Source organism: Oryzifoliimicrobium ureilyticum (assembly GCF_037199735.1).
Classification (GTDB): domain Bacteria; phylum Pseudomonadota; class Alphaproteobacteria; order Rhizobiales; family Rhizobiaceae; genus Rhizobium; species Rhizobium ureilyticus.
In genome coordinates this window covers 87,849-111,480 of the sequence record NZ_JBBBVQ010000007.1, presented here as the reverse complement: position 1 = coordinate 111,480, position 23,632 = coordinate 87,849, and the positions used below count along the sequence as shown (strand labels likewise).

Here is a 23,632-nt window from a genome sequence, read left to right as displayed (position 1 = left end):
GCCGTTAAGCGATGACAGATGGGCAATGATCGGCCAAACAAAGATGTGGCGAGCTAGTGGGAAGGAGACTGAGGATGAAGGCAAAGACCGACATCCAATGGCAGGAACGGGTCACACAAAACACACAAGCATCTGAAACCTCATACGAAACCTTGTCGATCCTCACTGTGGACGTCGTTGTCCTGACGCTGGACGAGTGGCGCTTGAAGGTACTGCTTCATCAGCGGCCGAATGAGCCGTTTGCCGGAGCCTGGGCGCTGCCGGGGGGCTTCGTCCATCTCAACGAGGACGACGATACATCGGCGGCAATCGAACGTGTTCTAGCGCACAAGGTCGGTGTCGGCGGCATTTATATGGAACAACTCAAAACGTATAGCGGGATGGGGCGCGATCCTCGCGGCTGGTCCCTTTCCGTCGCCCATATCGCTTTGGTACCGCGCAAAGATCTCCATCTGCCCGACAGTCCAGCTGTCGCGCTAATCGATGTTGATGACTTGCCTGAACTTGCCTTTGATCATGTCGAGATCATCAAGGATGCGCTCGGCAGATTGAGGAGCAAGGGTGCTTACTCGACACTTCCGGCCAATTTCCTCGATCGCGAATTTACCCTGTCCGATCTTCAGGCTGCCTATGAAAGCGTGCTTGGTGAAAAGCTGGATACCAGTGCTTTTCGCCGCAAGGTGAGCGACCTGGAGTTCCTCGAAAAGACAGGCGAGACCCGCGGCGGATCGAGCAAGCGGCCGGCTCGGCTTTATCGGCTTCATGATCCCTTCCGATTGTTCGACCGGACATTAGGTCGCAGCAACAGTTGATTTGTCAGCGCCGTCCTTTCGAGCGCGTGGCAAGCACATTGCGGATCGAAAAGCTGGAATGAATTCGCAATACGCCCGGTAAAGCGGAGAGAATCTCCTTGTGGATCCTCTCGAACTCGCCGGCATTCTCCACCTCGACCTTCAGAAGATAATCGGATCCCCCCGTCATCAAAAAGCACTCCTTGATCTCGGGGTGACGCCGGACAGCCGCCTCGAAACGGTTGAGGTATTCTTCCGTTTGCCGCTCCAGCGTAATGTTGATGATGACGGCAATCGAGCCCTCGGACTGACGGCTATCGAGGAGGACCGTATAGCCACGGATGACGCCACCTTCCTCAAGTAGCCTGATCCGTCGCAGGCATGCCGAAGGCGATAGGCCGACCTCTGCAGCGAGAGCCGCGTTGCTCATTCGCGCGTTGAGCCTCAAAAGCTTCAGAAGATTACGGTCGATTGCATCAAGAGAGTCCAGCGGAAAGTTCCAAAAATTCGAACAAATGATCGTAAGAAACCAATTATCTGAATATCCTTCTGCTGAATAGGAGGAAATTCATCGATTCTTTCAATATGCTGATACGAATAAAAATGGGGCAGCTCGATGGATGATTTTAATAGCAAGTTTAGTCTGCTGGCATCTGCCGAGCCCACCGGCGCTTGTGGCTATCTGACCGTCGATCTGAGTGCGCTGCGTCGTAACTATGCGAAGATGGCAAGTCTTGTCGCGCCTGGCTCAGCTGCGGCGGTCGTCAAAGCCGACGCCTATGGTCTCGGGGCAGGGCCGGTCTCAAATGCTTTTTACGACGCCGGTTGCCGGCACTTCTTCGTCGCGCAATTTCAGGAAGCCATGGCGCTACGACCGCAGCTCGCCGATGATGGGCAGATCTTCGTTCTGAATGGATTGCAGCCTGGAAACGAGGAGCTTGCGGCCATCCATCATATCGTGCCTGTCCTCAACTCGTTCGACCAAGTCCGGCGCTGGTCGCAGATGGCCGGAAAGCTCCGCACGCGTCTTCCTGCGGTGTTGCAGTTCGATAGCGGCATGTCGCGGCTTGGCTTCCCTCCCGAGGATCGCCGTGAGCTTCGTTCTCTTCTGCAGTCGGATCAGGGCCTCGATATCTTGTTCATGATGAGCCATCTTGCTTCCGCCGATGAACCTGAGCATGCGCAAAATGCAGACCAGCTTGCAGCGGTAAAGAGCATCTGCCAAGAATTTCCTGACCTGCGCATATCTTTCGCCAATTCGGCCGGCGTCTTTCTTGGCGATAATTATCACGGGTTTTTAGCGCGCCCGGGCCTCGCGCTCTACGGCGGCGCGCCCGTTGGCGGCGCAGCCAATCCCATGCAGCCGGTGATCCGTCTTGACATTTCTGTCATCCAGACCCGCACGGTGAACGCCGGTGCGCGTGTCGGCTATGGTGCTGCGTATGTTGCAAGTGGGGAGAGGCGGCTTGCGACACTTGCTGCCGGATACGCTGACGGGTTGCTGCGAAGCTTGAGTGACCGAGGCGCCGTTTTCTATCAAGGCGTCAGACTTCCAATTGTCGGCCGTGTCTCTATGGACAGCATGACGGTCGACGTTACCGATCTGCCCGACAATACACTTTCTCTTGGGAGCCTCGTTGAGATGATCGGTCCGCATCAGACACTCGAGGATGTAGCGGCGGCTGCCGGTACAATCGCCTATGAGCTCTTGACGAGCCTCGGCCAGCGCTATCATCGTCGCTATATTTGATCGAAATCACTTCAGTAGGGCATCATGAAAATCATTGTTCTTGGCGCAGGCGTCATTGGTGTCACCACGGCTTATCAACTTGCAAAGGCAGGTCACGAGGTCACTGTCATCGACAGGCAGAGCGGCCCAGCGCTGGAAACGAGCTTTGCCAACGCCGGTGAAGTTTCCTTTGGCTATTGCTCGCCATGGGCAGCCCCCGGAATTCCGATGAAAGCGCTGAAGTGGCTCTTCATGCAGCACGCGCCACTGATCCTACGCCCAAAAGTCGATGGTGCGATGTTGTCATGGCTCATCAAGATGCTGAGCAACTGCACAGAGGGCAGGTACGCACTGAACAAGAGCCGCATGTTACGGCTCGCAGATTACAGCCGCATCGCCCTTGCTGACGTCCGTCGCGAGACGAACATCGACTATGATCAGCGGATGCGCGGCACGCTTCAGTTGTTTCGCACACAGCAGCAGGTAGACGCTTCTGCAAAGGATGTGAAGGCGCTTGCTGCCGATGGTATCCCCTACGAAGTCCTGGATCGCGAAGGATGCATTCGAGCAGAACCTGCTCTTTCTCACGTTCGCGAGAAGATCGTTGGCGGTCTTTTGACGCCGAAAGATGAGACGGGTGACTGTTTCAAGTTTACAAATGCGCTGGCCACCAAAGCTCAAGAGATGGGGGTCGACTTTCGCTACGCCACGAGCGTGAGCACGCTTAAGGTGGAAGGAGGGGCTGTGCGCGGTGTGGTGACGGATAGGGGCGTCTTTGATGCCAATGCCGTCGTCGTGGCATTTGGCAGCTATTCGCCCTTGCTCTTGCGCCAGGTTGGCATCAAGCTGCCGGTCTATCCCGTCAAAGGCTATTCCTTGACCATTCCCATCACTGAGCCGTCGCGCGCGCCGGAATCCACGGTCATGGACGAAACCTACAAGATCGCGATAACGCGGCTCGGCGATCGTATTCGTGTGGGCGGTATGGCCGAGATTTCCGGCTATACGAACGATCTTGGCCTCGCACGGCGGCGCACGCTGGAACATTCTGTCGCGGATCTTTTTCCCGGCGGCGACGTCACCAGGGCAACGTTCTGGTCTGGTCTTCGACCAATGACGCCGGACGGCACACCGGTCATTGGATCGACGCCTGTTGGTGGCCTCTTCCTCAACACTGGACATGGAACGCTCGGCTGGACCATGAGTTGCGGATCGGCGCGGATCATCGCCGATCTCGTCAGTGGACGCAAGCCTGAGATCGATGCGGTAGATCTTGGGGTGGCTCGCTACAGCTAGAGACCGCGACATCGCGGCTCATTCTCCAAACTGCGCCGTGATGTAATCAATATGATGCTTCTAATGTGCTCTGTCGCTAGCACGGGAGCGCGTAATCCAGCACTCAGCTTGTAATGGGAGCATGCGGACCCTATATCACCCGTACACTCCGACAAATTGGCATGAGGGGTTCGGCGTCCGCGCTATTCGCGGTCGTTATCGCATGCTTGCGAGTTGCATCCACGCCGCCTCCGCTTTTGCGGAAAAGGAAATCTTTTGAACAAACCAACAAAACGCGACCCGTGCGCCAATGAAGCGCCGCGCGTCCAAATTCAGCCCGTGGTGCGGGATGCTTCTGATTGGAAGCCTTATCCCTGCCTGCTGACCAAAGCTGAAATTCAAGAACTTATTGCCGATCAGCTCGGCTGATCCAAACATCAACGACCTATGAAGGAGATGTCCATGCAGGTTCTCGTCAGAGACAACAATGTCGATCAAGCCTTGCGCGCTCTTAAGAAGAAATTGCAGCGCGAAGGTGTATTCCGGGAAATGAAGGCGCGTCAGGCCTACGAGAAGCCTTCGGAAAGACGCGTTCGTGAAAAGGCGCAGGCCGTTGCTCGCCATCGCAAAGCTGCCCGCAAGAAGATGCAGCGTGAAGGCTTGCTCCCCTGCGCTAAGAAGCATGCTGGTGCAGCCCGCTAAATCTGGTTGCAGCGGCGTTACCTGGCATAGTCCGTATGCACCGCATGCGGCCTGCGTTCTGGAAAGGACACATCATGGAAGAATTGTTCAGTTTAACGGTGTCTGACGAGCGTCTTGAGGATTGTCGGGACGTCATAGAGCCTGATCTTCAGGATCTCATCCGTAGCGCGACGGCCTCTGGCTTCAGCTCCGAGGAAGTCCTGATTGCCATCAGCGAATTGGTGGCGGAAGACTTTGCCCTCGTGGTAAAAACGCCCAGCGTTCATTGAAGTGACCTGTCAGCAATGAATATGCAGCAGGTCTGTCTTTAGAGAGTTTTTGAGATCGGCCGCAGCGATGCGGCCTTCTTTATGCCTTGAGCCAATCAGTCTGTGGGGAAATGGCGGTCGTGTTTGGCGGGAATATTCCCGTTGTTTTCCGCCCGGTCTCGATGAAGCGCCGCGCGCGCCAACAGCATCAATGTGACCGGTGTCGTTACGGTGATGAAGATGCCGATGAGGATCTCGTGCAAGACCACACGTGATGAGGTTGCCGAGAAGAAGATCATCGATGCAATCAACACGCCGCCAACCCCCAAACTCGTACCAAGCGTGGGAGAATGAAGACGTTCGTAAAAGCTCGGAAAGCGCAAAAACCCGATCGCGCCGATCAAGGTAAAGGCGCCGCCGATCAGCAAAAAGAAAGCAACCATGAGTGCTGCCCAGTCCGGGAGCTCGCCTGCGGTTTCAATCATTCGATCACCTCTCCGCGCATCAGGAATTTCGCCAGTGCCACGGTACTGACGAAACCGAGCATGCCGATGATAAGCGCAGCCTCGAAGTAGACGATGCGCGCGGTCTCGATGCCGAATGTCAAAAGAAGAATCATGGCGGAGGCGTAGAGGCAGTCGAGCGCGACAATCCGATCTTGCGCTCTCGGACCGTGAAACAGGCGAATTGATGCAATGGCCATCGCGATGACGATCATCAGCTGTGCAGCAAAGATCGCGATGGATAAGATGAGAATACTCATGCGAAAATCTCCAGCAGCAGTGCCTCGTACCGGTTCTTGACGATCTCTCGCCATTTGGCTTCGTCATCGAGGTCAAGCACGTGAAGCAGGACGCTGTTGTCGTTCGAGTCATATTCCAGCCACGCAGAGCCGGGAGTGCTCGTCAGGATTACCGCAAGCAAAGCGAGCGAGAAGGGGCTTTCTAGCTCGAGCGGCACTTTCAAGAAGCCTGGATTGTGCTTCGGCCGTCCGCTGCGCAAGATGATCCAGGCAACCGCAAGATTGGATTTGATGATATCATAGAAGACGATGATCACGAGCTTTGGCAGCAGATGCCAGTTGCGCATGGTGGGGGTAGCGGGTCTGAGCGCCGCCATACCCCACGACGCACCGACTGCAACCAAACTGCCCAAAATAAGATGGCCCAAGGTAAAGCCATTCAGTAGCAGCCACATGATCAACAGCGATATGGTCAACAAGGGATGCGGGAACATTACTGGCTCCCTCCCGACGCGCTATCTTGCGCATTCGGTACCACGAGTGCCTTCTCGACAGCGTCAATATAGGCTTTGGGATCGCCCAGCGTATGTATCGTCGTGTCCATGTAGCGCATTGCAGGCCCTGCCCAGACGGTGAGGGCCAGGGTGAGAGAAAGCAAGAAAAGCACCGGAACGATCTCGATAACGAGCACGCGGGGCACCGTACCCTCGATTGACGTCCAGAAGGTTCGAATGCCGACACGCGTCATGGCAATCAAGGATGCAACGCCTGAAAGAATGACGAGGATGATCAAGATCCACATTTCGGATGTTGGCGGCACGCCGATCGCCCCTGTCCCCATCATGGCCGAAAGCATGGCAAACTTGGCGATGAAGCCGGAAAGCGGCGGAAGGCCTGCCAACAGAATGCCGCAGGCGGCAAAGCAAATGCCGAGGATCGCCATGGTCGCCGGCATGGCGATCCCTTCGGCTTCGATCGCCTCGTATTCTTCCGCATCACCATAAGCTTCCATCGTGACGGCCAAAACCGAAGCGCCGGCGTCTTGTCCGCGCTCGACAAGTTCGATCAGCATGAAGAAAGCGCTGATCGTCAGTGTGGAGCTGACGAGATAAAGAAGTGCTCCAGCGGAAACCGCACCGTCTTTAATGCCAAGCACCATCAGCAAGGTCCCGGAGGAAATCAGAACCGAGAAACCCGCCAGACGGCCAAGTGCCTGAGAGGCCAGCACTCCGATAATGCCGAATATCAGCGTCGCCATGCCGCCATAAAGCAGCACCGGTGAGCCGAATCCCGCGGAAGGACCGTCCACAAACAACAGGGCGACAAGGCGCATGATGACATAAATGCCGAGCTTGCTGAGAATGGCAAAGACCCCAGCAACGGGAGCCGATGCGGCGCTGTACGCCGTTGGCAGCCAGAAACACAGTGGCCACATGCCCGCTTTGATCAGGAAGGCGATGCCGAGGACACCCGCGCCCGCTTCCATCAGCATTAGCCGTTCCCTGTCCATGGTGCTGATCCGCGCTGCCAAATCTGCCATGTTCAGCGTTCCAGCTGTCCCGTAAATCAAGCTCACACCAATCAGGAACAGCAGCGCCGCGGCAAGATTGACCGCGATGTAGTGCAATCCTGCCTTCACGCGCAAAGGCCCAGATCCGTGCAGAAGGAGTCCGTACGAAGCAGCAAGCATGACCTCGAAGAACACGAAGAGATTGAAAAGATCGCCCGTCAGAAAAGCGCCATTGACCCCCATCAGCAGCAGCTGAAACATAGAATGGAAGTGCGTGCCGGCTGCGTGCCAAGCCGCCATCGCGTAAACAAGCGCGGCTAGCGCGACGACCGAGGTGAGCAGCATCATCATCGCCGATAGCCCGTCCAGAACAAGGACGATGCCAAAGGGCTCCTTCCAGTTGCCGAGGAGATAAGCGCCGCTGAAATTGTTCGGGCCGCTTTCGATCCTGAAGAGCACATAGGCGATATAGGCCATGAGCAGCGTGGACATCAGGCTAATCATGGCTTTCGTCGTGCGTTTGCGTTCGTCGATCAGAAGGAGAACGGCAGAGGCAAACAGCGGCAGAAGGATAGGCGCAATGATGAGATGGTGGGACCAATGGATCATTTGCGATCACCTCTGCCGTCGACATGATCATTGCCCGTCAATCCGCGTGACGCGAGAAGAACGACCAGGAACAGAGCTGTCGTCGCAAAACCGATGACGATTGCCGTGAGTACGAGCGCTTGTGGTACGGGATCTGCAAGGGCTCCGACATGCGTGCCGTCTTCCAAAATCGGAGGCACATTCGTTTTGACGCCGCCGACGCCGAAGATGAACAGATTAACCGCGTAGGACAGCAATGAAAGCCCAATGACGACCTGATAGGTGCGCGGCCGCAAAAGCAGCCAAACGCCGCAGCTCGTCATGACACCGATCGCGATCGCAAGAACGATTTCCATCAGGCCTCCTCATACTTTTCGGCCGCAATCATGCGCAGCCGGTTGATGCGGATGGACTGATGCGCCAAGGCGACGAGAATGAGCACAGTCGAGCCGATCACGAGCATGAACACGCCAAGATCGAAGAGAAGTGCAGTCGCAGCTGGCACTTTGCCGATCAACGGCACGCTGATGTAGCTAAAATGCGATGTCAGGAATGGATAGCCAAGCACAAAGGCACCGACACCGGTCGCAATGGCCGTCAGGAGCCCCATCCCCATCCACCGCAGCGGCAGAACGCGAAGCCGGTCTTCTGCCCACCGCGTGCCGCCTGCCAGATATTGCAGCAAGAAGGCAATTGACATGGTGAGCCCTGCCGAAAAGCCGCCGCCGGGGAAATCATGGCCACGTAAAAAGATATAGACGGAGAACGTGATAATGACGGGGAACATCCACTGCATGATCACGGAGGGTATGAGCAAGTAGTCTCGGACCGTATCGCCCTGTGAACGCTCGGGACGCTCCTCATCAAAACGATTTTGCAGGCGTTGCTGCTCTGGCATATCCATGCTGTCTGAAGCCGGCCGGAAGCGACGCAAGAGACCATAGATCGTCAATCCGACGACGCCAAGAACAGCAATTTCGCCGAGAGTGTCAAAACCGCGGAAGTCAACGAGAATGACATTGACCACATTTTTTCCGCCGCCAAGCAGATAGGCGTTCTCCAAGAAATATTTCGCGATGGCGTCAGGCACAGGCGTTTTCATGACGGAATAGGAAATAAAGGTCATTCCGACACCGCAGATGATGGCCAGCGTCAGGTCTCGGAGGCGGCGGAAACGGGCACGAAACGTGACGACGTCATCAACGCCTTCTTCGCGCTTTGGCAGCCAGCGGAGCCCGAGCAGAATGAGCACTGTTGTGACGATTTCCACAAGCAATTGCGTGAGAGCAAGGTCAGGAGCTGAGAGCCAAATGAACGAAAGACACACGATGAGGCCAACGCCGCTTAACATGATCAACGCCGCCAGACGGTGGTATTTTGCGAGCGATGCAGTGCCGATGGCAAGGCAGATGCCGATCATCCAGATCATGGCAAATGTCGGCGGCACGTCCTCGAAGACGAGCGGTTTCGCGTCGAAACTCGAGAGATAAAGGGGCAGAAGGCCAGCAAGAAAACCCGTAAAGACCAGCCAGCGGAGTTGCGGCTGAAGCTTGCGCGTACCGAGGCGGCTTTCAGCCCACCGCGCCCAGCGCCAGGAGACTTCTACCAGGACGCGTTCGAAAATCCTTTGTCCCTGAAGCCTGCGGAAGATTGGCGGTCCGTCCTCGCATCGTGCGAGATAATGCTGGAACTTCAAGTAAAACAGCGTTCCCGCAGCCATTGCCGTGATGCTCATGACGAGCGGCAGGTTGAAGCCATGCCAAAGTCCGAGGCTATATTCCGGCGTCTGTTGATGAAGAACGCTGACGACGGCCATGTGAAGAAACGGGCCGATGGAATAGCTCGGTATGATGCCGATCACTAGACACACGATGACCAGTATTTCGATCGGAAAGCGCATCCAGCGTGGCGGCTCATGCGGTTTCGCGATCGGCAGGTCCGACGGTGGCGGACCAAAGAAAATGGTGTGGATGAAGCGTAGTGAATAGGCGACACTGAAGGCGCTCGCCAAGGTCGCGATGTAGGGAAGGGCGGTATCGAGAACAGAATCTGCGTGCGTCTCGATCGCCTCGGCGAAGAACATCTCCTTGGACAGGAAGCCGTTGAGAAGAGGTACGCCCGCCATGGAAGCACTGGCGACGATCGCAAGGGTGCCTGTATAGGGCAGGTAGCGGAAGAGCCCGCTCAAACGTCGCATATCGCGCGTGCCGGTCTCGTGATCAATGATGCCCGCTGCCATGAACAGCGATGCTTTGAAGATCGCGTGATTGAGCATGTGGAAAATGGCCGCGACCGTTGCAAGTTCACTGCCGAGGCTGAGAAGGGTGACGATCAAGCCAAGATGGCTGATGGTCGAATAGGCAAGCAAGCCCTTCAAATCCTGCTGAAACATCGCGAAATAAGCGCCGAGCGTAAGCGTGACAATGCCTGCGAGGCCGACCAGCCAAAACCACTCATAGGTTCCCGCGAGAACCGGCCATAGCCGGATAAGGAGGAACACGCCTGCCTTGACCATGGTGGCCGAATGGAGAAAAGCGGAAACAGGCGTTGGCGCCGACATGGCGTTCGGTAGCCAAAAATGAAATGGAAACTGAGCGCTCTTCGTTAGAGCGCCGAGAAGAATGAGGATCAAAACAGGCAAGTAGAGCGGGTGGCTGCGGATTACTTCCCCACTCTGTAAAATCTTGTCCAGGTCATAGCTGCCGACGATGTTACCGATGAGAAGCAGTCCCATCAGAAGGCAAAAGCCGCCGATACCCGTCATCGTCAGCGCCATGCGCGCGCCATCTCTCGCCCCGGCGTTGTGGTGCCAGTAACTGATCAGCAGGAATGAAAAGATGCTGGTCATTTCCCAGAAGACGGAAAGGAGGATGACGTCGCCTGACAGCACGATGCCGAGCATGGCACCCATGAAGGCCTGCAGAAAGGAGAAGAAGCGTGGCACCGGGTCGTCGGCCGACATATAATAGCGGGCATATAGAACGACGAGGAAGCCGATCGAAAGGATGATCGTGGCGAATAGCCAGGCAAAGCCATCGATCCGTAAGGTGAAGTTCAGCCCCAATTGAGGCACCCAACCGACGCTGTAACGCACAACGCCGCCATTCAGAACCGCAGGATAGAAACTGAGGAGAACTGCAAGGCTTATGAGGGTTGCTAAGCCAGCAACAGAAGCTGGCAGCCGGCGTGAACGGGTATTCAAAAGAAGTACGGAAAAAAGGCTTCCGACAAAGGGGAGCGTCACCACAGCGAGTATCAGAGATGGTGCAATCGTCACCCCAAGACTACGTCCTTCCTATTTTCCGTTCGACTTCCTTGATATCCGCTGGAAAACTTTCGCGGATATGCCATATATGGCCAATAGTGATCAATATGGGCAAGTTTGGGTATGGGTCAAGGCGATGTTCCAAAAATCTTGACGCCGGCGCTCTGTCGGGCAGCGCGCGGCTTGCTCGACTGGACTCAGACGCATCTTGCTGAAGAATCAGGTGTGTCGAGAAGCACGATTCGGGACTATGAGGGCGATCGGCATGATATACATCGCGCAACAGAGGCTCAGTTGCGCCTTGCGTTTGAACGCAGTGGTCTCGACTTTATTATTCTTGAGAGTGGCCGCATCGCTCTATGTCCCAAAGTTGGAACAGCCGAGCCTTCGTTCATCCCAGACCGCTAATCTGCTTTGACCACTGGTTCGATGAACAAGCTTGCGACGAAAGTTCCGCGAAAAACGCGTGGGTAAATTTCTAACCCTCACCACCGCAGGCAGAACTTCTATTGTTCACAATGGTTTGCAGTGCGAGCGGGTCGTGTCAACCGGACGTGACAGGGATGGTGAACACGGTGATTTTTCCGGTTTCTCATCGTGGCCAACGAAGCGGCAGGCGAGCACCCTACCTGTCCGACCGGCTCATTTCCTCCTCTGCGGCTGGACAGGGTCCAGCCGTCTTATTGAGTGAGCATCGGCACAGGTGACTTTTCTTATTGAATGCTGAACGGAAAGTATTTGGCGTTGATCATATCATAGGTGCCGTCTGACTTGATCTGCTCAAGCGCAGTATTCAGTGTGCCCTGCAGCTGGCTGTCCTCTTTGCGCAAAGCAATCCCGGCTCCCTCACCAAAATAGGTCTTGTTCTTGATGTCTTGGCCCTTGAATTCACAGCATTCGCCTTCCCTCGTATTGGTGAGCCAGTCGTAAATTGCCAGCTTGTCTTCCAGGATGATGTCGACGCTGCCGTTTGCAAGGCCGGTATAGAGTTCGGGACTTGCCTCGAAAACGGTGACTTGTGCGCCTGGATAAAAATCCTTGATGTAGGATTGTTGTACCGTCGAAGAGGTAACCCCTAATTTGGCACCTTTAAGATCTTCAGGCGTCAGCCCCCGGAAATTCGATCCTTTGCGTACGATGAAGACAGACGGGCTATCGTAGTATTTGGCTGTGAACGCAACTTTTTGCCGACGTTCGTCGCTCATCGACATAGAGGAGACAATCGCGTCATAGCGCTTATCGATAAGACCTGGGATCATATCGTCCCATTTCTGCATTACGAATTCACACTTAAGTTTTGCTGCAGCACACAGAGCGTTCGCAATGTCCACGTCGAAGCCCTGCAGCTGATTTTTTGAATCGACGTAATTGAACGGCGGAAAACCACCTTCAACCGCGATCTTCACCGGAGAACCGCTGTCTACGGCCGCGGAGGATCCGACGCTCAGGGATAATGCACTTGCTGCGATGAAGAGCAGCGCGAAAATTTTGGCATGACCATTATGCTTCACGGGATGTCTCCGCGGTATGTAGCGCGCCCACCGACACTACTTTGCGAAGACTACAATAGCCTCCAGCGTTTAATAATTATTCTCATAGGCTCTTAAAAAGCTTCATGTTTTTCTGAAGTATTTCGAAAGGTTTTCGCGGCATAGTGGTGGCTATAGGAGAGTTTCGTGCCCGTGCTTCGATGGTTTTCTTCAGCTGCCAACAAGTGGATATGGACATCCTCAAGCGCCATTCTGCTTCTGATCTCTATCAGTTGTCTTGCGACTTTGGTCCTTGTTGTACTTTCGGCGCCTTGGGCGGCCAAAGAGAGCGATGCCGCAGCGCTTGATCGGCAAAGGCTCCTTGTCAATGCACGGCTTCACGATCAAGTGGCGCAAGTCGCGCAGGACGTACGAATGATGGCCTTCGGCTACGGCTCCCTTGAAAGAATGCAGCCGCAGACAAACGAAGCAGCCATTGACGAGCAGCAGAACAAGTCTTTTGCCGCTTCAACTGCAGACCTTTTCACGCAGATCGTGGCGAAGGTACTCGGCTACGATAAAACCTTTCTGGTTGGCGCTGATCAAAATCTGGCAATGGATTTTGACGCGGCTGATAGCAAGAGATTTAAATGGATAAAGCCACTTTTGCGGCCGATGCTGCAGCAACTTCAAAGCATAGATACGGGAATTTCTGAAAGGGTCTTGCCGGGAGAACAGCCTGCTTCGCTCGATACCGTCGATCGAACGGCTGTCGAGATGATGCGTCTTGAAGGGCGCCCCTCCATTGTCGGCATCGCCCCAATCAGGCACGCTTACAGCTCGGACATCTCTGCTCAGAACCAACCGGTCTATCTCATCGCGATTCGGTTTCTCGATGGTGCCGTTCTCGACACTCTCAGTCGCGATCAAGGATTGAATGGCACGCGATTTTCACGGGCTGCGGATGTTGATGAGACCGAGGTTGCGTTCGAGATCGATGCAACGGCGACCAAGGAGCCGATCGGCTTCATCATCTGGCGTCCCGACCTTCCGGGATCTCGCGTTGTGCAAAGACTTATTCCAGCGCTTTCCGCAGCCGCGTTGATTACCGCAATCCTGTTTTACACGTTGATACAGCGTTTGCGGCGAAGCCTGTCTAAGTTGGAGCTCAGTGAACAGGCCGCACGCCATCTTGCTCTGCACGATGTGCTGACATCCCTTCCCAATCGCGCCATGTTTGCAGCTCGACTGGAAGACGCCACCGAGCGACTTGTTGCCAAAGGCAAAGCCTCTGCGGTCGCTCTTATCGATCTTGATCGGTTCAAGGCCGTCAACGACACGTTTGGACACGCTGCCGGCGACGAACTGATACGCCAGGCCGCGGCCCGTATGAAGGATATCATCGGGGAAAAGGATACTCTGGCACGTATCGGCGGTGACGAGTTTGCTCTTTTGCTGACGCACGTCGAGGAGGCGGAAGAGAGTTATGGCCCGCTTCTTAAGAGAATCGTTTCGGAAATCAGCAATCCATTCGTCCTAATGGATGGCGAGGTAACGGTTCACATCGGCTGCTCCATTGGCATTGCGATGTTGGACAAAAGCGCGCAGACAACGAGCGACGTTCTGAGATCCGCCGATGTGGCGCTCTATCAGTCTAAGATGGGCGGGCGGGGGCGCTGGCTCGCCTATGCGCCGACCATGGATCAGATGAAAACCGAGCGCGAGGCCCGGAAGGATGAGCTTAGAAACTTGCTTTCTATCGGCGAGAGTGAGCATCTTGATAAAGAACGGCATCATCTTCCCGATCCCGGCTGTCTCGAGATGCATTTTCAATCCATCCACCAGGCGCGGGCCGGCTCAAAAATATCGGGCGCGGAAGCTTTGGCGCGCTGGCGTCACCATCGTTACGGCCTATTAAGCGCCGATCATTTCATCCCGCTTGCTGAAGAGGCGGGTTTGATACACGAACTCGGACGACAGGTGCTCAGACGATCTTGCCAGGCCGCCAAGCTCTGGCCAAAGGATACCTATGTCGCGGTTAATGTTTCCCCAACCCAATTGAAGAGCCCGAGCTTCGAAGGCGAAGTGAATGCCATTCTAGAGGAAACAGGCTTGGAACCATGGCGCCTCGAACTCGAGGTCACGGAATCATCCCTCTTTACGATAGATGAGCCGACACAAGCTGTACTGATCAGGCTACGGGCAACAGGCATCAAGATCGCCCTTGATGATTTTGGGACGGGATTTTCGTCTCTCAGCCACCTGCTTCACGTTGGCATAGATCGCGTGAAAATCGATCGGTCCTTTGTGAAGCTTCTAGGTTCTCACTCGAACGGAACGGCCATCATCGCCGCTATCGTCGGTCTTGCCCATACGCTTCATCTATCGGTGACTGCCGAAGGTGTTGAAACCGAGGAACAGCGCGACTTTCTGGAAGCGCTTGGCTGTTCAGATCTCCAGGGCTTCTTTTTTTCCCAGCCAATCTCATCTGGCGAACTTTTCCCCTTGATGTGGCCCGCGACCGAGCACGACATTCAGGCAGTATAATCTGCGTCTCGCGTCTTTTCTGCCAGTTCATGTTCCGGTGGATAATCGATCGAAACGCCAGCTTTTAACGAGGCGTTGCTAAAAGAACCTAGATTTCGTTGAGGTACGAGCGCCGAAGAGGAAGCCTTGATGCGTGGTTTCCTTGACTGAAAAGCCTCCGCTTTCTGTGATCTTTGCCAAGTTCGCTACTGAAGCAATAGCAATGTAACCTATCTACCGACCGAGCTCCCGAAAAGGGCAATCGCTGAGTTAAATGCACTGCTTCCATTTGATTGAGAAAATCCGGAAATAATTTTGGCGAGGCGGGAACAAGTTTCTGATGAAGAAGTTCGAAGGGACTTTTTCAAGGGGAAATTATGCACCTCAACGCTCAGTTGCCACGGTCCAACAAGCTACTTCAAGTGCTTGGTGCTGCAGATTACAGCAGATTGCTGCCGCATTTGGAGCTTGTCACCTTGATGAAGGGCGAAATGCTGTCACAGCACGACCAGAACGTAGAATACTGCTACTTTCCCATTTCTGGCGTTGCATCCATCATCGTACAGTCGCCCAAAAACAAATCGAGCGAGGTGGGTCTGGTCGGGCTCGAAGGTTTTGCGCCTATCGTGCCGGTCCTTCAGGCACGGTTCTCTCCGTTCGATACGTTAATGCAGATTGAAGGGCAGGCGTTAAGGGTGTCCGCTGACGTACTGCGCGAACTGTTCGAACAATGCAAGGGATTGCGGGAAGTCCTCGGCGCCTACGTGAATATCTTCCTTGTTCAGGCGGCCTTTACATCTCTTTCAAATGCCAATCACTCCGTTGAAGAGCGCTTAGCCCGCTGGATTTTGATGTGCCATGACCGCACTGGCTCTGAGAGCATGACGTTAACGCATGAATTTCTTGCCATCATGCTTGCAGTCCGTCGCCCAAGTGTCACGCTCGCTCTGCATGAGTTGGAGGGTCGGCGGTTGGTCATATCGAAGCGCGGATTGATCATCATACGAGATCGCGCCGCCCTCGAGCTCTTCGCGGCCGACACATACGGCCGCCCCGAGGAAGAGTATCGCGGGCTTATCGGGGAATTTCGAGCAAGTCGAGTCGATCCCGAGGCGTTGCTGGCCGTTGCCGAAGGCCATTAGCGACCGCGCTTCTCCCCTAGTGATCCTTGTGATGATTGGCAAAGAGCGCCGACGCAATCACATCAAGTTCGGCCGGCTTCTCACACAAGACATATCCACCATACCGACCTGGGAGTTCCGTCTGCGTATAGGCAGTAGCAAAGACAAAAGGTATGTTGAGCTCGATCAGGCGATCCGCAATGGGAAATACAGTCTCCCCGTCGAGCCTGATATCCAAGATCGCTCCGTCCACTTGAGAGACCTCCAACAGTCGGATACCTTCTTCAACTGACGGCGCGGGCCCGACAACCACGGCTCCTGCTTTTTCTAGAGCACGACGTGCTTCAGCAGCAACGAGATATTCGTCCTCAACGATCAGGACATGTTTGCCCGCTAAAAGCTTCATACTCGTCTTCATGAAAGACTGTCCTTCAACAAACACTTTTCAAGTAATCACGGGCTTTTTGTAAGTGCCGCTTCGCCTCACGCGTGTCAATCTTCTACAAAGATTATTGCTGGCATATGTTCCCGCATCCTTCGAAAATTGTTTAGAAAATGCCCGTGGCTATGTTCCATGCTTCATGCCGTGATTACAGCGGGATTCCAACTTTTGGTTGTCTGTTGGAACATAAACTGCCCCGCTTTTGTTGGGTGACCATGATCGACAAACGAGAAACTCCTCAACAAACAGAGGCACGAGCTGGCTCACGCATGATGGGCTTTGTCTGTGCCATATTTCTCCTCGGGCTCGTTTTGGCGGCGGTGTGGTTTTTTGTTTTGACCCCGGGCGATCCGTCTGCACTGACACGCTGACAGGAGAAAAAGGTGATTGAATCAAATCTGCCAATGATTGCTATGGCGGCTGTCGTCGTGATCGCATGCGGAGCGCTTGGTTACTGGGCGCTCAAGCGCAAGAGATAATTGTCCACGGATTCAAAGCCATGCAGTCGGGAAGAAGATGATGTTGCCCGTGGGAACATAGGTGCCTTCAGGAGGTTAGGCGGACCTTGTGAAGGAGTGGTCGCGATGACAGATGAACCGAAGAAACGTCCGCGCATTGGCTTTGACAGCGGACCTGCCGGCGGTTGGGGCTCGGCGCGATCGGTCACTGAAATCATGTTGCGTGAGCACGTTCCTGTTTCCGGTGGTTCTATGCTTGTGCATCAGAACAAGGCTGATGGCTTTATGTGCGTCAGCTGCGCCTGGGCAAAGCCCGCTAAGCCTCATCCGCTAGAGGTGTGTGAAAACGGGGCGAAAGCAACAGCCTGGGAGATCACATCGCGCCGCGCCGACCTCGAATTCTTCAGTAAGCATAGCCTGACCGAACTAGAAGGCTGGAGTGATCATGATCTCGAAGAGCAAGGACGGTTGACCCATCCGATGCGGTGGGATGCTCGGACGGATAAGTATGTCGCGGTCGCTTGGGAGGACGCGTTTGCCGAAATCGGCCGAGAACTTCGCTCGCTCCATCCTGACGGCGTGGAGTTCTATACCTCAGGGCGCGCCAGTCTCGAGACCGCCTACATGTACCAGCTTTTTGCGCGCATCTACGGCACCAACAACCTGCCGGACTGCTCCAATATGTGCCATGAGAGCTCTTCCGTCGCGCTGCCACAAAGTATCGGAGCATCTGTGGGAACAGCCGTTCTGACGGACTTCGAGAATTGCGATTGTATTTTCTACATCGGGCAGAACGTAGGCACGTCTTCGCCAAGGCTGTTGCATCAACTGCAGGAAGCGGTCAACCGCGGTGTGAAGATCGTTACCATTAACCCTCTCCATGAGCCTGGTCTGCAGCGTTTCGTCAATCCGCAGTCTCCTACCGAAATGGCCACCAACCGTGGAACACAAATTTCTTCGGAATACTATCAGGTAAAAAACGGCGGAGATACCGCGGCGCTCTTCGGAATCTGCAAAGCGCTAGTGGAAGCCGATGAAGCGCTTCATGCCGCCGGCATACGTAAAGCGGCTGGCAATGATGATGAGCCTGGCGATCCAGACAATGCCGCCGCAATGGCTTTTGCAGCTTCGATCGCGGCTGCGGATAAGAAGCATATTCTGGACCACGACTTCATCAGCAAGGAAACTGCCGGATTTCAGGAGTTTGCCGCTGCGGCGAAAGCTTACAGCTGGGAAGATCTTGAAGAGGTTTCCGGCTTGACGCGCGCGCAAATGATCCAGGCCGCACGCACCTACGCGGCTTCCGATGCCGTCTTGATCTGCTATGGCATGGGGCTGACTCAGCAGATAATGGGCGTCGAAAATGTCCACATGCTCGCCAATCTCGCGTTATTGCGCGGCAATATCGGCAAGCCTGGCGCCAATATCTGTTCGGTACGCGGTCATTCCAATGTGCAAGGTCAAAGAACCGTTGGCATCACGGAAAAGCCTGACCTCGTCCCCCTTGATAAACTATCAGAACTCTATCGTTTCGAGCCGCCACGATCGGAGGGACATACGACGGTTGACGCCTGCCAGGCGATCATGAGCGGAAACGTGAAGGCATTTGTGAGCCTTGGCGGGAATTTTCTGCGCGCGGTTCCTGAGACCGAGGCCATGGAAGCTGCCTGGCGCAGGTTGCGGCTGTCTGTGCAGATCGCCACCAAGCTCAATCGAAGCCACGTCCTTCACGGCGAGATTGCCTATCTGTTACCATGCCTCGGTAGAACGGAGATCGATGAGCAAGCGAGCGGCCCGCAGGCAGTATCTATCGAAAGTTCCGTCGCTCATTTCCACGGATCGCGGGGAAGGGTAGAGCCAGCCAGTGACATGCTTCTGTCCGAGCCGGCTATCGTTGCCGGTCTTGCCAAGGCAACGGTTACAAAGGGTGAGGTTGCGTGGGATGAATGGGTAGCGGACTACAGCAAAATCCGCGATGCCATCGAGGCAACCTATCCAGAGACCTTTAAGGGCTTCAACGAACGCCTGTTCCAACCGGGCGGTATTCCGCGCCCTCTGCCGGCGAGGGAGCGGAAGTGGGTAACCGCAAGCGGCAAGGCCAACTTCATCACGCCGCAACGACTTTTCCCCGGGTTTCCAGAATTAGCGGGCGCAGAGGACGTGCTACGTCTGGCAAGCATTCGCTCCAACGATCAGTTCAACACGACGGTTTATGGTTACAAGGATCGTTTCCGCGGCATCGACGGGACCCGCCAGATCGTGTTGATGCATCAAGACGATATCAACCAATTGGGTCTTAAACCCAATGAATTGGTGCGATTAACAACGGCCATCGATCAGCATGTGGCGCGCTCGGTGTCGGGATTCCGCATTGTTGCCTACGATATTCCGCGAGGATGTTGCGCGGCTTATTTCCCGGAAACCAATCCTTTATTTCCAGTCGGCCACCATGACCCACAAGCCAAAACGCCATCCTACAAACTTCTGCCCGTGCGCGTGAGCAGGTTGGAGGAAGCGATCGCTTCTTGACAGGTTGCGACCATGGCGTCGATCCCCCACAAAAATCATCTTGCGCTGATTGTGTCGTGTCTTGTCGTGGCTGCCAGCTCTGCCGCTCTGGGCTGGTTGCGAACGCCCAGGCAGTACCGCACGGATCCGCCTATCATGTCAGCTTTGGAACACTATCGTCTAATGCCCAATAAGATCAGCGGGGCGCCGCCTGAGGTCTACTTCGCGATTGGCAAGCCTTACGAACTAACCGCCTACGATATGAGCCAGGGCAAGCGACTTTACAGCTGGTTTGGATGCGCTTCCTGTCACGGTGACGGACGCGGCGCCAATGGCCCTTCGTTTATCGATGGCTGGTGGATCTATGGGCCCTCAATGGTCTCTATCGTGGCCTCGATTCACGATGGCCGCCCCCACGGCATGCCGTCGTTCTCCGACAAGATGACCATCGACGAAATCTGGCAGCTAGCAGGTTATGTAAAGGCTCTCGGCGCTTATTCGCCGAGCCTCTCCGCGCCGCAGCGCAATGATGAAAAGCACACTCGACCTGCGGAAAATCGCGGACCGGCAGCCATACTTTTTGAGCAGGGTCCGACGGACAAGAACGTGAACAGGGGGCCTTCACCGTGAAAAGAGGGGCGTTCGCTGTGGTGCTAACAGGCGCGCTTTCAGGGTGTAGCGGCGTTCAATCTGTTTTCAATGCTCAAGGCGAGGCTTCCACACATTTAAGGTCACTGATCTTCAGTATCGTCGGGGTCTGCACACTTGTCTGGTTTCTTGTTGTCCTGATGATGTTTGCAGCACTGATCCGACGCCGTTCTGCCGAAGGTGCGCATGATGGAGAGGGCGGAAAACGCAGGATCACGATCGCTATTTCTGCTGCGCTTGCCGCGACAGTCGTGATCATCACTGGTTTCACCATCGCCAGCTTCTTGACGACGCGCAGCATTGGGGATGGAGAACAGGCCGATGTCACTATCGAGGTCCACGCCCACCAGTGGTGGTGGCAATTCATCTATCTTAATACAGATGGCTCGCAAGGCTTCGTCACCGCCAATGAGCTTCATATTCCGGTCGGCAAAAAAGTTAGGCTGATTCTTAAAGCGGATGATGTCATTCACTCTTTCTGGGTGCCTAGCTTGGCGGGCAAGCAGGATCTGATCCCCGGGCGACCGAACAGCTTGGTCCTTGATGCAGGTAAGCCCGGTGTTTTTCGCGGCCAGTGTGCGGAATTCTGCGGCCTCCAGCACAGCCATATGAGCTTTTTTGTTGTGGTCGATACCGGTGCTGATTTCGTCAAGTGGCAAGACGTCCAGCGGTCGGATGCGCCTGGGTCGGCTGCCGCGGATGCATTGGCTGGCAAAGCCATCTTCATGGAAAAGCCTTGTGCAGCTTGTCATGCGATCCGCGGAACGGAAGCTCGAGGTATAGCTGGACCTGACCTCACCCACGTCGGCAGCCGGCGCACCATCGGCGCAGGTCTTCTCGAAAACACGCGGGGCAGTTTGGCCGCTTGGATTGCGGACCCGCAGACGCTGAAGCCAGGAAACAATATGCCCAATGTGCCGCTCACCAGCGACGAACTCCTGCGGGTCTCCGCTTACCTGGAAAGTCTGAAGTAATGGGAGAAGCCACTTACACGCTGACCGATGAATATCTGGCCGATCTCGATCTTGAAAAGCGTCTCGAGGCGACCTGGCAAACTAGGCCGGGTTTTTGGAGCGCGGTTGCCACGGTCGATCATAAGATCGTTGCCAAGCGCTACATCGCCACAGCTTTTGTCTTTCTGGCTTTAGGCGGTGTCCTCGCGCTCTTCATGCGGCTGCAACTTGCCGGACCGGAGGCGAGGTTCATCAGTCCCGACCGCTACAATCAAATTTTCACTATGCACGGCACGACCATGATGTTCCTGTTTGCAGTCCCCGTCATGGAGGCGATGGCGGCTTATCTCGTTCCGTTGATGGTGGGGACGCGCAATATCGCCTTTCCGCGGCTTAATGCCTACTCCTACTGGATGTTCGTCATTGGCGGCACTCTGCTCTGGGTCTCTTTTGCCCTGGATACGGCCCCGGATGTCGGTTGGTTTGCCTATGTGCCTTTGTCCGGTCCGGAATATAGCCCCGGAAAGCGCGCCGATATCTGGGCACAGATGATCACTTTCACGGAAGTTTCGGCGCTCGCTCTTGCGATTGAGATCGTCGTAACAGTCTTCAAACAGCGCGCCCCCGGAATGTCGCTCGACCGCATCCCGCTTCTTGTCTGGGCGATGCTCGTCATGGCATTTCTCGTCATCCTGGCGATGCCCGCCGTCATGTTCTCAAGCTCAGCGCTGATCCTCGATCGTCTTGTCGGCACACATTTTTTCAATCCGGCCGAGGGGGGCGACGCGCTGTTGTGGCAGCATCTCTTTTGGTTCTTCGGACATCCCGAAGTCTACATCATCTTTTTACCGGCCGTTGGCATGGCGTCGATGGTAATTTCGACCTTCTCGCGAAGGCCGATCGTCGGCTATCTGCCTCTTGTTATGGCGCTGATCTCCGTTGGTGTTTTGTCTTTCGGTCTTTGGGTCCACCATATGTTCGTCGTCGGCCTGCCAAGGGTCGGTGAAAGCTTCTTCACCGCCTCCAGCATGTCCATCGGTATTCCGTCTGGGATTCAAGTTTTTTGCTGGATCGCAACGCTTTGGGCGGGGCGTCCGGTATTTAAGACTCCGCTGCTTTTCATCATCGGATTCATCATCACGTTCGTGATGGGAGGCCTCACAGGTATTATGGTTGCTTCAGTGCCTTTCGATACCCAGGTCCATGATACCTATTTTGTCGTCGCCCATTTTCATTATGTGCTGATCGGCGGGGCAGTTTTTCCGCTGATCGCCGGAATCTACTACTGGTTTCCAAAAATGACGGGCCGGATGATGAGCGAGCGCCTTGGGAAATGGTCGTTTGGGCTCATTTTCCTTGGTTTCCACGCCACCTTTTTCCCGATGCATATCCTCGGTCTCCTCGGAATGCCAAGGCGTGTTTACACCTATCCCGCCGACCTTTCCTGGGGTGGCATCAACCTCTTTGTTAGCCTGAGTTCCCTTGCTCTGGCGGCTGGATTTCTCATCTTTTTCATCAATGTTGCGAGAAGCCTCAAGTATGGTCTTCCTGCGGGCTCAAACCCATGGGAGGCATCAACGCTGGAATGGGCGACCCGCTCTCCGCCGCCGCCTTACAATTTCCGGCGAATTCCAGTTGTCCAATCTCGCGACCCTCTTTGGCCTCCTTCAGACATATTGCCTGTCGGCGATGGGTTGCGGGTCGATCGGCGCGAGATCCTGATCACAAGTGTTGTCAGCGCCTTGCCGGAATCGCGCGAGTCTTCGGTGGGAGATTCCATTTGGCCATTATGGGCCGCGCTTGGCAGTGCGGTCATGCTGATATGGTCGATGTTTTCGCCATGGGGTGTGGTGTGGGGCGCAGTTCCCGTTGCTGTCACCCTCATCGGTTGGTTTTGGCCGAAAGGCGTGCCGGAGGATGAGGCATGATCAGAGAGCGCGTTGTCCTCGACCTCGCCAAACTTCCCCCTCACGCCGATGGCCTGGCCAGCCCCACCTGGTGGGGCACCTGCGCCTTCATGCTGATCGAAGGCACCGGCTTTGCCTTGGCGATCGCGGTTTATTTCTACCTGATGAGCCTGTCTCCGAACTGGCCGCCAAAGGCACCTCCGCCCGATCTTTTCGCTGGCAGCCTGTTAACCGGTGTGCTGATCGTTAGCGGCGTCCCCAATATCTTCGTCTCTCGTTAGGCGGCGCGTCGTCAGCTACGAAGGGTGCAGCTTGGATTGGTGGTTATGTCGCTGTTTGGCGTGCTGCCGCTGTTTATCCGCATCTTCGAGTTCCCGGCTCTCCATGTGAAGTGGGATGACGATGCCTATGGCTCCATTGTTTGGGTGCTGCTTGGGCTTCATACCACGCATATCGCCACCGACGTCATCGAAACGATCGTTTTGACCTGCCTGATGTTTACGAAACACGCAGACAATCCGCGGCGATACGGCGATGTTCAGGACAACGCCCTTTATTGGAACTTCGTGATCCTGACATGGTTGCCGCTCTATGCGTGCCTCTATTGGGTGCCGCGGCTATGATCGTAAGTGTTGGAAAACTTGGTGGGTTGATCCTTGCACCAACTCTATGGGCTCTGAACACTCAAATTGGCCAGATCCTTCCTTATGCTGATTGTGAGCAAAGAGCGAACTGGAGCCTCGGAACCTC

21 protein-coding genes and 3 pseudogenes are annotated in these 23,632 nt (G+C 55.2%); 15 read left to right on the top strand and 9 right to left on the bottom strand.

Features of this window, described 5'->3' with window-relative positions; translation table 11 throughout:
• Positions 1-74 precede the first annotated feature (74 nt).
• Positions 75-812 (top strand): NUDIX hydrolase, encoded by a 738-nt coding sequence (locus VQ830_RS11670; RefSeq protein WP_337268272.1) that lies wholly within the window; start codon positions 75-77, stop codon positions 810-812.
• A gap of 4 nt (positions 813-816) precedes the next feature.
• On the opposite strand, the gene VQ830_RS11665 is transcribed toward VQ830_RS11670, so the two are convergent.
• Positions 817-1,281 carry an Lrp/AsnC family transcriptional regulator gene (locus VQ830_RS11665; protein ID WP_337268391.1) on the bottom strand — a complete coding sequence of 155 codons (465 nt, stop codon included), beginning with the start codon at positions 1,279-1,281 and terminating at the stop codon, positions 817-819.
• Positions 1,282-1,407: 126 nt separating this feature from the next.
• Here VQ830_RS11665 and alr point away from each other — a divergent pair, with 126 nt between their 5' ends.
• The 5 genes from alr to VQ830_RS11640 all read left to right on the top strand — a co-directional run bounded on the left by alr (position 1,408) and on the right by VQ830_RS11640 (position 4,766).
• On the top strand, positions 1,408-2,541 hold the full coding sequence (alr, locus tag VQ830_RS11660; protein ID WP_337268271.1) for an alanine racemase: 1,134 nt from the start codon (positions 1,408-1,410) through the stop codon (positions 2,539-2,541).
• Positions 2,542-2,565: 24 nt separating this feature from the next.
• Positions 2,566-3,816: a D-amino acid dehydrogenase gene (locus VQ830_RS11655; protein ID WP_337268270.1), complete on the top strand. Its 1,251-nt coding sequence runs from the start codon at positions 2,566-2,568 to the stop codon at positions 3,814-3,816.
• A gap of 255 nt (positions 3,817-4,071) precedes the next feature.
• Entirely contained in the window at positions 4,072-4,224 is a 153-nt protein-coding gene (locus tag VQ830_RS11650) for a hypothetical protein (protein ID WP_337268269.1), read from the top strand.
• A 33-nt stretch (positions 4,225-4,257) separates the two neighbouring features.
• A complete protein-coding gene (gene rpsU, locus VQ830_RS11645; RefSeq protein WP_337268268.1) occupies positions 4,258-4,497 on the top strand; it encodes a 30S ribosomal protein S21 in 240 nt (79 codons plus the stop codon).
• Positions 4,498-4,571: 74 nt separating this feature from the next.
• Positions 4,572-4,766 (top strand): hypothetical protein, encoded by a 195-nt coding sequence (locus tag VQ830_RS11640; protein ID WP_337268267.1) that lies wholly within the window; start codon positions 4,572-4,574, stop codon positions 4,764-4,766.
• Between the two features lie 95 nt (positions 4,767-4,861).
• On the opposite strand, the gene mnhG is transcribed toward VQ830_RS11640, so the two are convergent.
• The 6 genes from mnhG to VQ830_RS11610 are packed head-to-tail and all read right to left on the bottom strand — an operon-like array spanning position 4,862 to position 10,862.
• On the bottom strand, positions 4,862-5,230 hold the full coding sequence (gene mnhG, locus VQ830_RS11635) for a monovalent cation/H(+) antiporter subunit G (RefSeq protein WP_337268266.1): 369 nt from the start codon (positions 5,228-5,230) through the stop codon (positions 4,862-4,864).
• Positions 5,227-5,508 (bottom strand): K+/H+ antiporter subunit F, encoded by a 282-nt coding sequence (locus tag VQ830_RS11630; protein ID WP_337268265.1) that lies wholly within the window; start codon positions 5,506-5,508, stop codon positions 5,227-5,229. The genes mnhG and VQ830_RS11630 overlap by 4 nt, the downstream gene beginning before the upstream one ends.
• Positions 5,505-5,981, bottom strand: a complete 477-nt coding sequence (locus tag VQ830_RS11625; protein ID WP_337268264.1) for a Na+/H+ antiporter subunit E — start codon at positions 5,979-5,981, stop codon at positions 5,505-5,507. Before VQ830_RS11625 ends, VQ830_RS11630 begins: the two co-directional genes overlap by 4 nt.
• Complete coding sequence (locus tag VQ830_RS11620; RefSeq protein WP_337268263.1) at positions 5,981-7,606, bottom strand: monovalent cation/H+ antiporter subunit D; 1,626 nt, start codon at positions 7,604-7,606, stop codon at positions 5,981-5,983. The genes VQ830_RS11625 and VQ830_RS11620 overlap by 1 nt, the downstream gene beginning before the upstream one ends.
• Positions 7,603-7,941, bottom strand: a complete 339-nt coding sequence (locus VQ830_RS11615; protein WP_337268262.1) for a Na+/H+ antiporter subunit C — start codon at positions 7,939-7,941, stop codon at positions 7,603-7,605. The genes VQ830_RS11620 and VQ830_RS11615 overlap by 4 nt, the downstream gene beginning before the upstream one ends.
• The gene (locus VQ830_RS11610; RefSeq protein WP_337268261.1) at positions 7,941-10,862 is read right to left on the bottom strand and encodes a monovalent cation/H+ antiporter subunit A; all 2,922 of its coding nucleotides are present in this window, start codon (positions 10,860-10,862) and stop codon (positions 7,941-7,943) included. The genes VQ830_RS11615 and VQ830_RS11610 overlap by 1 nt, the downstream gene beginning before the upstream one ends.
• 67 nt (positions 10,863-10,929) lie before the next feature.
• Between VQ830_RS11610 and VQ830_RS11605 the strand changes: the two are divergent.
• Positions 10,930-11,258, top strand: a pseudogene (locus VQ830_RS11605) (helix-turn-helix transcriptional regulator).
• A 305-nt stretch (positions 11,259-11,563) separates the two neighbouring features.
• Here the strand turns inward: VQ830_RS11605 and VQ830_RS11600 are convergent.
• Positions 11,564-12,361 (bottom strand): ABC transporter substrate-binding protein, encoded by a 798-nt coding sequence (locus VQ830_RS11600; protein ID WP_438617741.1) that lies wholly within the window; start codon positions 12,359-12,361, stop codon positions 11,564-11,566.
• A gap of 165 nt (positions 12,362-12,526) precedes the next feature.
• On the opposite strand from VQ830_RS11600, the gene VQ830_RS11595 reads away from it, so the two are divergent.
• Positions 12,527-14,866, top strand: coding sequence for a putative bifunctional diguanylate cyclase/phosphodiesterase (locus tag VQ830_RS11595; RefSeq protein WP_337268260.1), 2,340 nt, complete (start codon positions 12,527-12,529; stop codon positions 14,864-14,866).
• Positions 14,867-15,222: 356 nt separating this feature from the next.
• The gene (locus VQ830_RS11590) at positions 15,223-15,987 is read left to right on the top strand and encodes a Crp/Fnr family transcriptional regulator (RefSeq protein ID WP_337268259.1); all 765 of its coding nucleotides are present in this window, start codon (positions 15,223-15,225) and stop codon (positions 15,985-15,987) included.
• Positions 15,988-16,003: 16 nt separating this feature from the next.
• On the opposite strand, the gene VQ830_RS11585 is transcribed toward VQ830_RS11590, so the two are convergent.
• Positions 16,004-16,384 (bottom strand): response regulator, encoded by a 381-nt coding sequence (locus tag VQ830_RS11585; protein WP_337268258.1) that lies wholly within the window; start codon positions 16,382-16,384, stop codon positions 16,004-16,006.
• A 608-nt stretch (positions 16,385-16,992) separates the two neighbouring features.
• Here VQ830_RS11585 and VQ830_RS11580 point away from each other — a divergent pair.
• The 6 genes and pseudogenes from VQ830_RS11580 (at position 16,993) to VQ830_RS11555 (ending at position 23,505) form a co-directional block, all read left to right on the top strand.
• Positions 16,993-19,395 (top strand): FdhF/YdeP family oxidoreductase, encoded by a 2,403-nt coding sequence (locus VQ830_RS11580; RefSeq protein WP_337268257.1) that lies wholly within the window; start codon positions 16,993-16,995, stop codon positions 19,393-19,395.
• A gap of 12 nt (positions 19,396-19,407) precedes the next feature.
• The gene (locus VQ830_RS11575) at positions 19,408-20,004 is read left to right on the top strand and encodes a c-type cytochrome (protein WP_337268256.1); all 597 of its coding nucleotides are present in this window, start codon (positions 19,408-19,410) and stop codon (positions 20,002-20,004) included.
• Positions 20,001-20,621, top strand: a pseudogene (locus VQ830_RS11570) (cytochrome c oxidase subunit II); the annotation flags it as partial. The gene VQ830_RS11575 and the pseudogene VQ830_RS11570, both read left to right, overlap by 4 nt.
• 9 nt (positions 20,622-20,630) lie before the next feature.
• Positions 20,631-20,996 (top strand): c-type cytochrome, encoded by a 366-nt coding sequence (locus VQ830_RS11565; protein WP_337268389.1) that lies wholly within the window; start codon positions 20,631-20,633, stop codon positions 20,994-20,996.
• Positions 20,996-22,903, top strand: coding sequence for a cytochrome c oxidase subunit I (ctaD, locus tag VQ830_RS11560; RefSeq protein ID WP_337268255.1), 1,908 nt, complete (start codon positions 20,996-20,998; stop codon positions 22,901-22,903). Before VQ830_RS11565 ends, ctaD begins: the two co-directional genes overlap by 1 nt.
• Positions 22,903-23,505, top strand: a pseudogene (locus VQ830_RS11555) (cytochrome c oxidase subunit 3). The gene ctaD and the pseudogene VQ830_RS11555 overlap by 1 nt, the downstream one beginning before the upstream one ends.
• Positions 23,506-23,632: the final 127 nt, after the last annotated feature.

Bases quoted from the DNA above. Each gene is read 5' to 3' on its own strand.
- ctaD (WP_337268255.1), top strand. From the start codon at position 20,996: ATGGGAGAAGCCACTTACACGCTGACCGATGAATATCTGGCCGATCTC.
- VQ830_RS11630 (WP_337268265.1), bottom strand. From the start codon at position 5,508: ATGAGTATTCTCATCTTATCCATCGCGATCTTTGCTGCACAGCTGATG.
- rpsU (WP_337268268.1), top strand. From the start codon at position 4,258: ATGCAGGTTCTCGTCAGAGACAACAATGTCGATCAAGCCTTGCGCGCT.
- VQ830_RS11640 (WP_337268267.1), top strand. From the start codon at position 4,572: ATGGAAGAATTGTTCAGTTTAACGGTGTCTGACGAGCGTCTTGAGGAT.
- VQ830_RS11580 (WP_337268257.1), top strand. From the start codon at position 16,993: ATGACAGATGAACCGAAGAAACGTCCGCGCATTGGCTTTGACAGCGGA.
- alr (WP_337268271.1), top strand. From the start codon at position 1,408: ATGGATGATTTTAATAGCAAGTTTAGTCTGCTGGCATCTGCCGAGCCC.
- VQ830_RS11625 (WP_337268264.1), bottom strand. From the start codon at position 5,981: ATGTTCCCGCATCCCTTGTTGACCATATCGCTGTTGATCATGTGGCTG.
- VQ830_RS11590 (WP_337268259.1), top strand. From the start codon at position 15,223: ATGCACCTCAACGCTCAGTTGCCACGGTCCAACAAGCTACTTCAAGTG.
- VQ830_RS11585 (WP_337268258.1), bottom strand. From the start codon at position 16,384: ATGAAGACGAGTATGAAGCTTTTAGCGGGCAAACATGTCCTGATCGTT.
- VQ830_RS11575 (WP_337268256.1), top strand. From the start codon at position 19,408: ATGGCGTCGATCCCCCACAAAAATCATCTTGCGCTGATTGTGTCGTGT.
- VQ830_RS11655 (WP_337268270.1), top strand. From the start codon at position 2,566: ATGAAAATCATTGTTCTTGGCGCAGGCGTCATTGGTGTCACCACGGCT.
- VQ830_RS11670 (WP_337268272.1), top strand. From the start codon at position 75: ATGAAGGCAAAGACCGACATCCAATGGCAGGAACGGGTCACACAAAAC.
- VQ830_RS11620 (WP_337268263.1), bottom strand. From the start codon at position 7,606: ATGATCCATTGGTCCCACCATCTCATCATTGCGCCTATCCTTCTGCCG.
- mnhG (WP_337268266.1), bottom strand. From the start codon at position 5,230: ATGATTGAAACCGCAGGCGAGCTCCCGGACTGGGCAGCACTCATGGTT.
- VQ830_RS11615 (WP_337268262.1), bottom strand. From the start codon at position 7,941: ATGGAAATCGTTCTTGCGATCGCGATCGGTGTCATGACGAGCTGCGGC.
- VQ830_RS11565 (WP_337268389.1), top strand. From the start codon at position 20,631: ATGAGCTTTTTTGTTGTGGTCGATACCGGTGCTGATTTCGTCAAGTGG.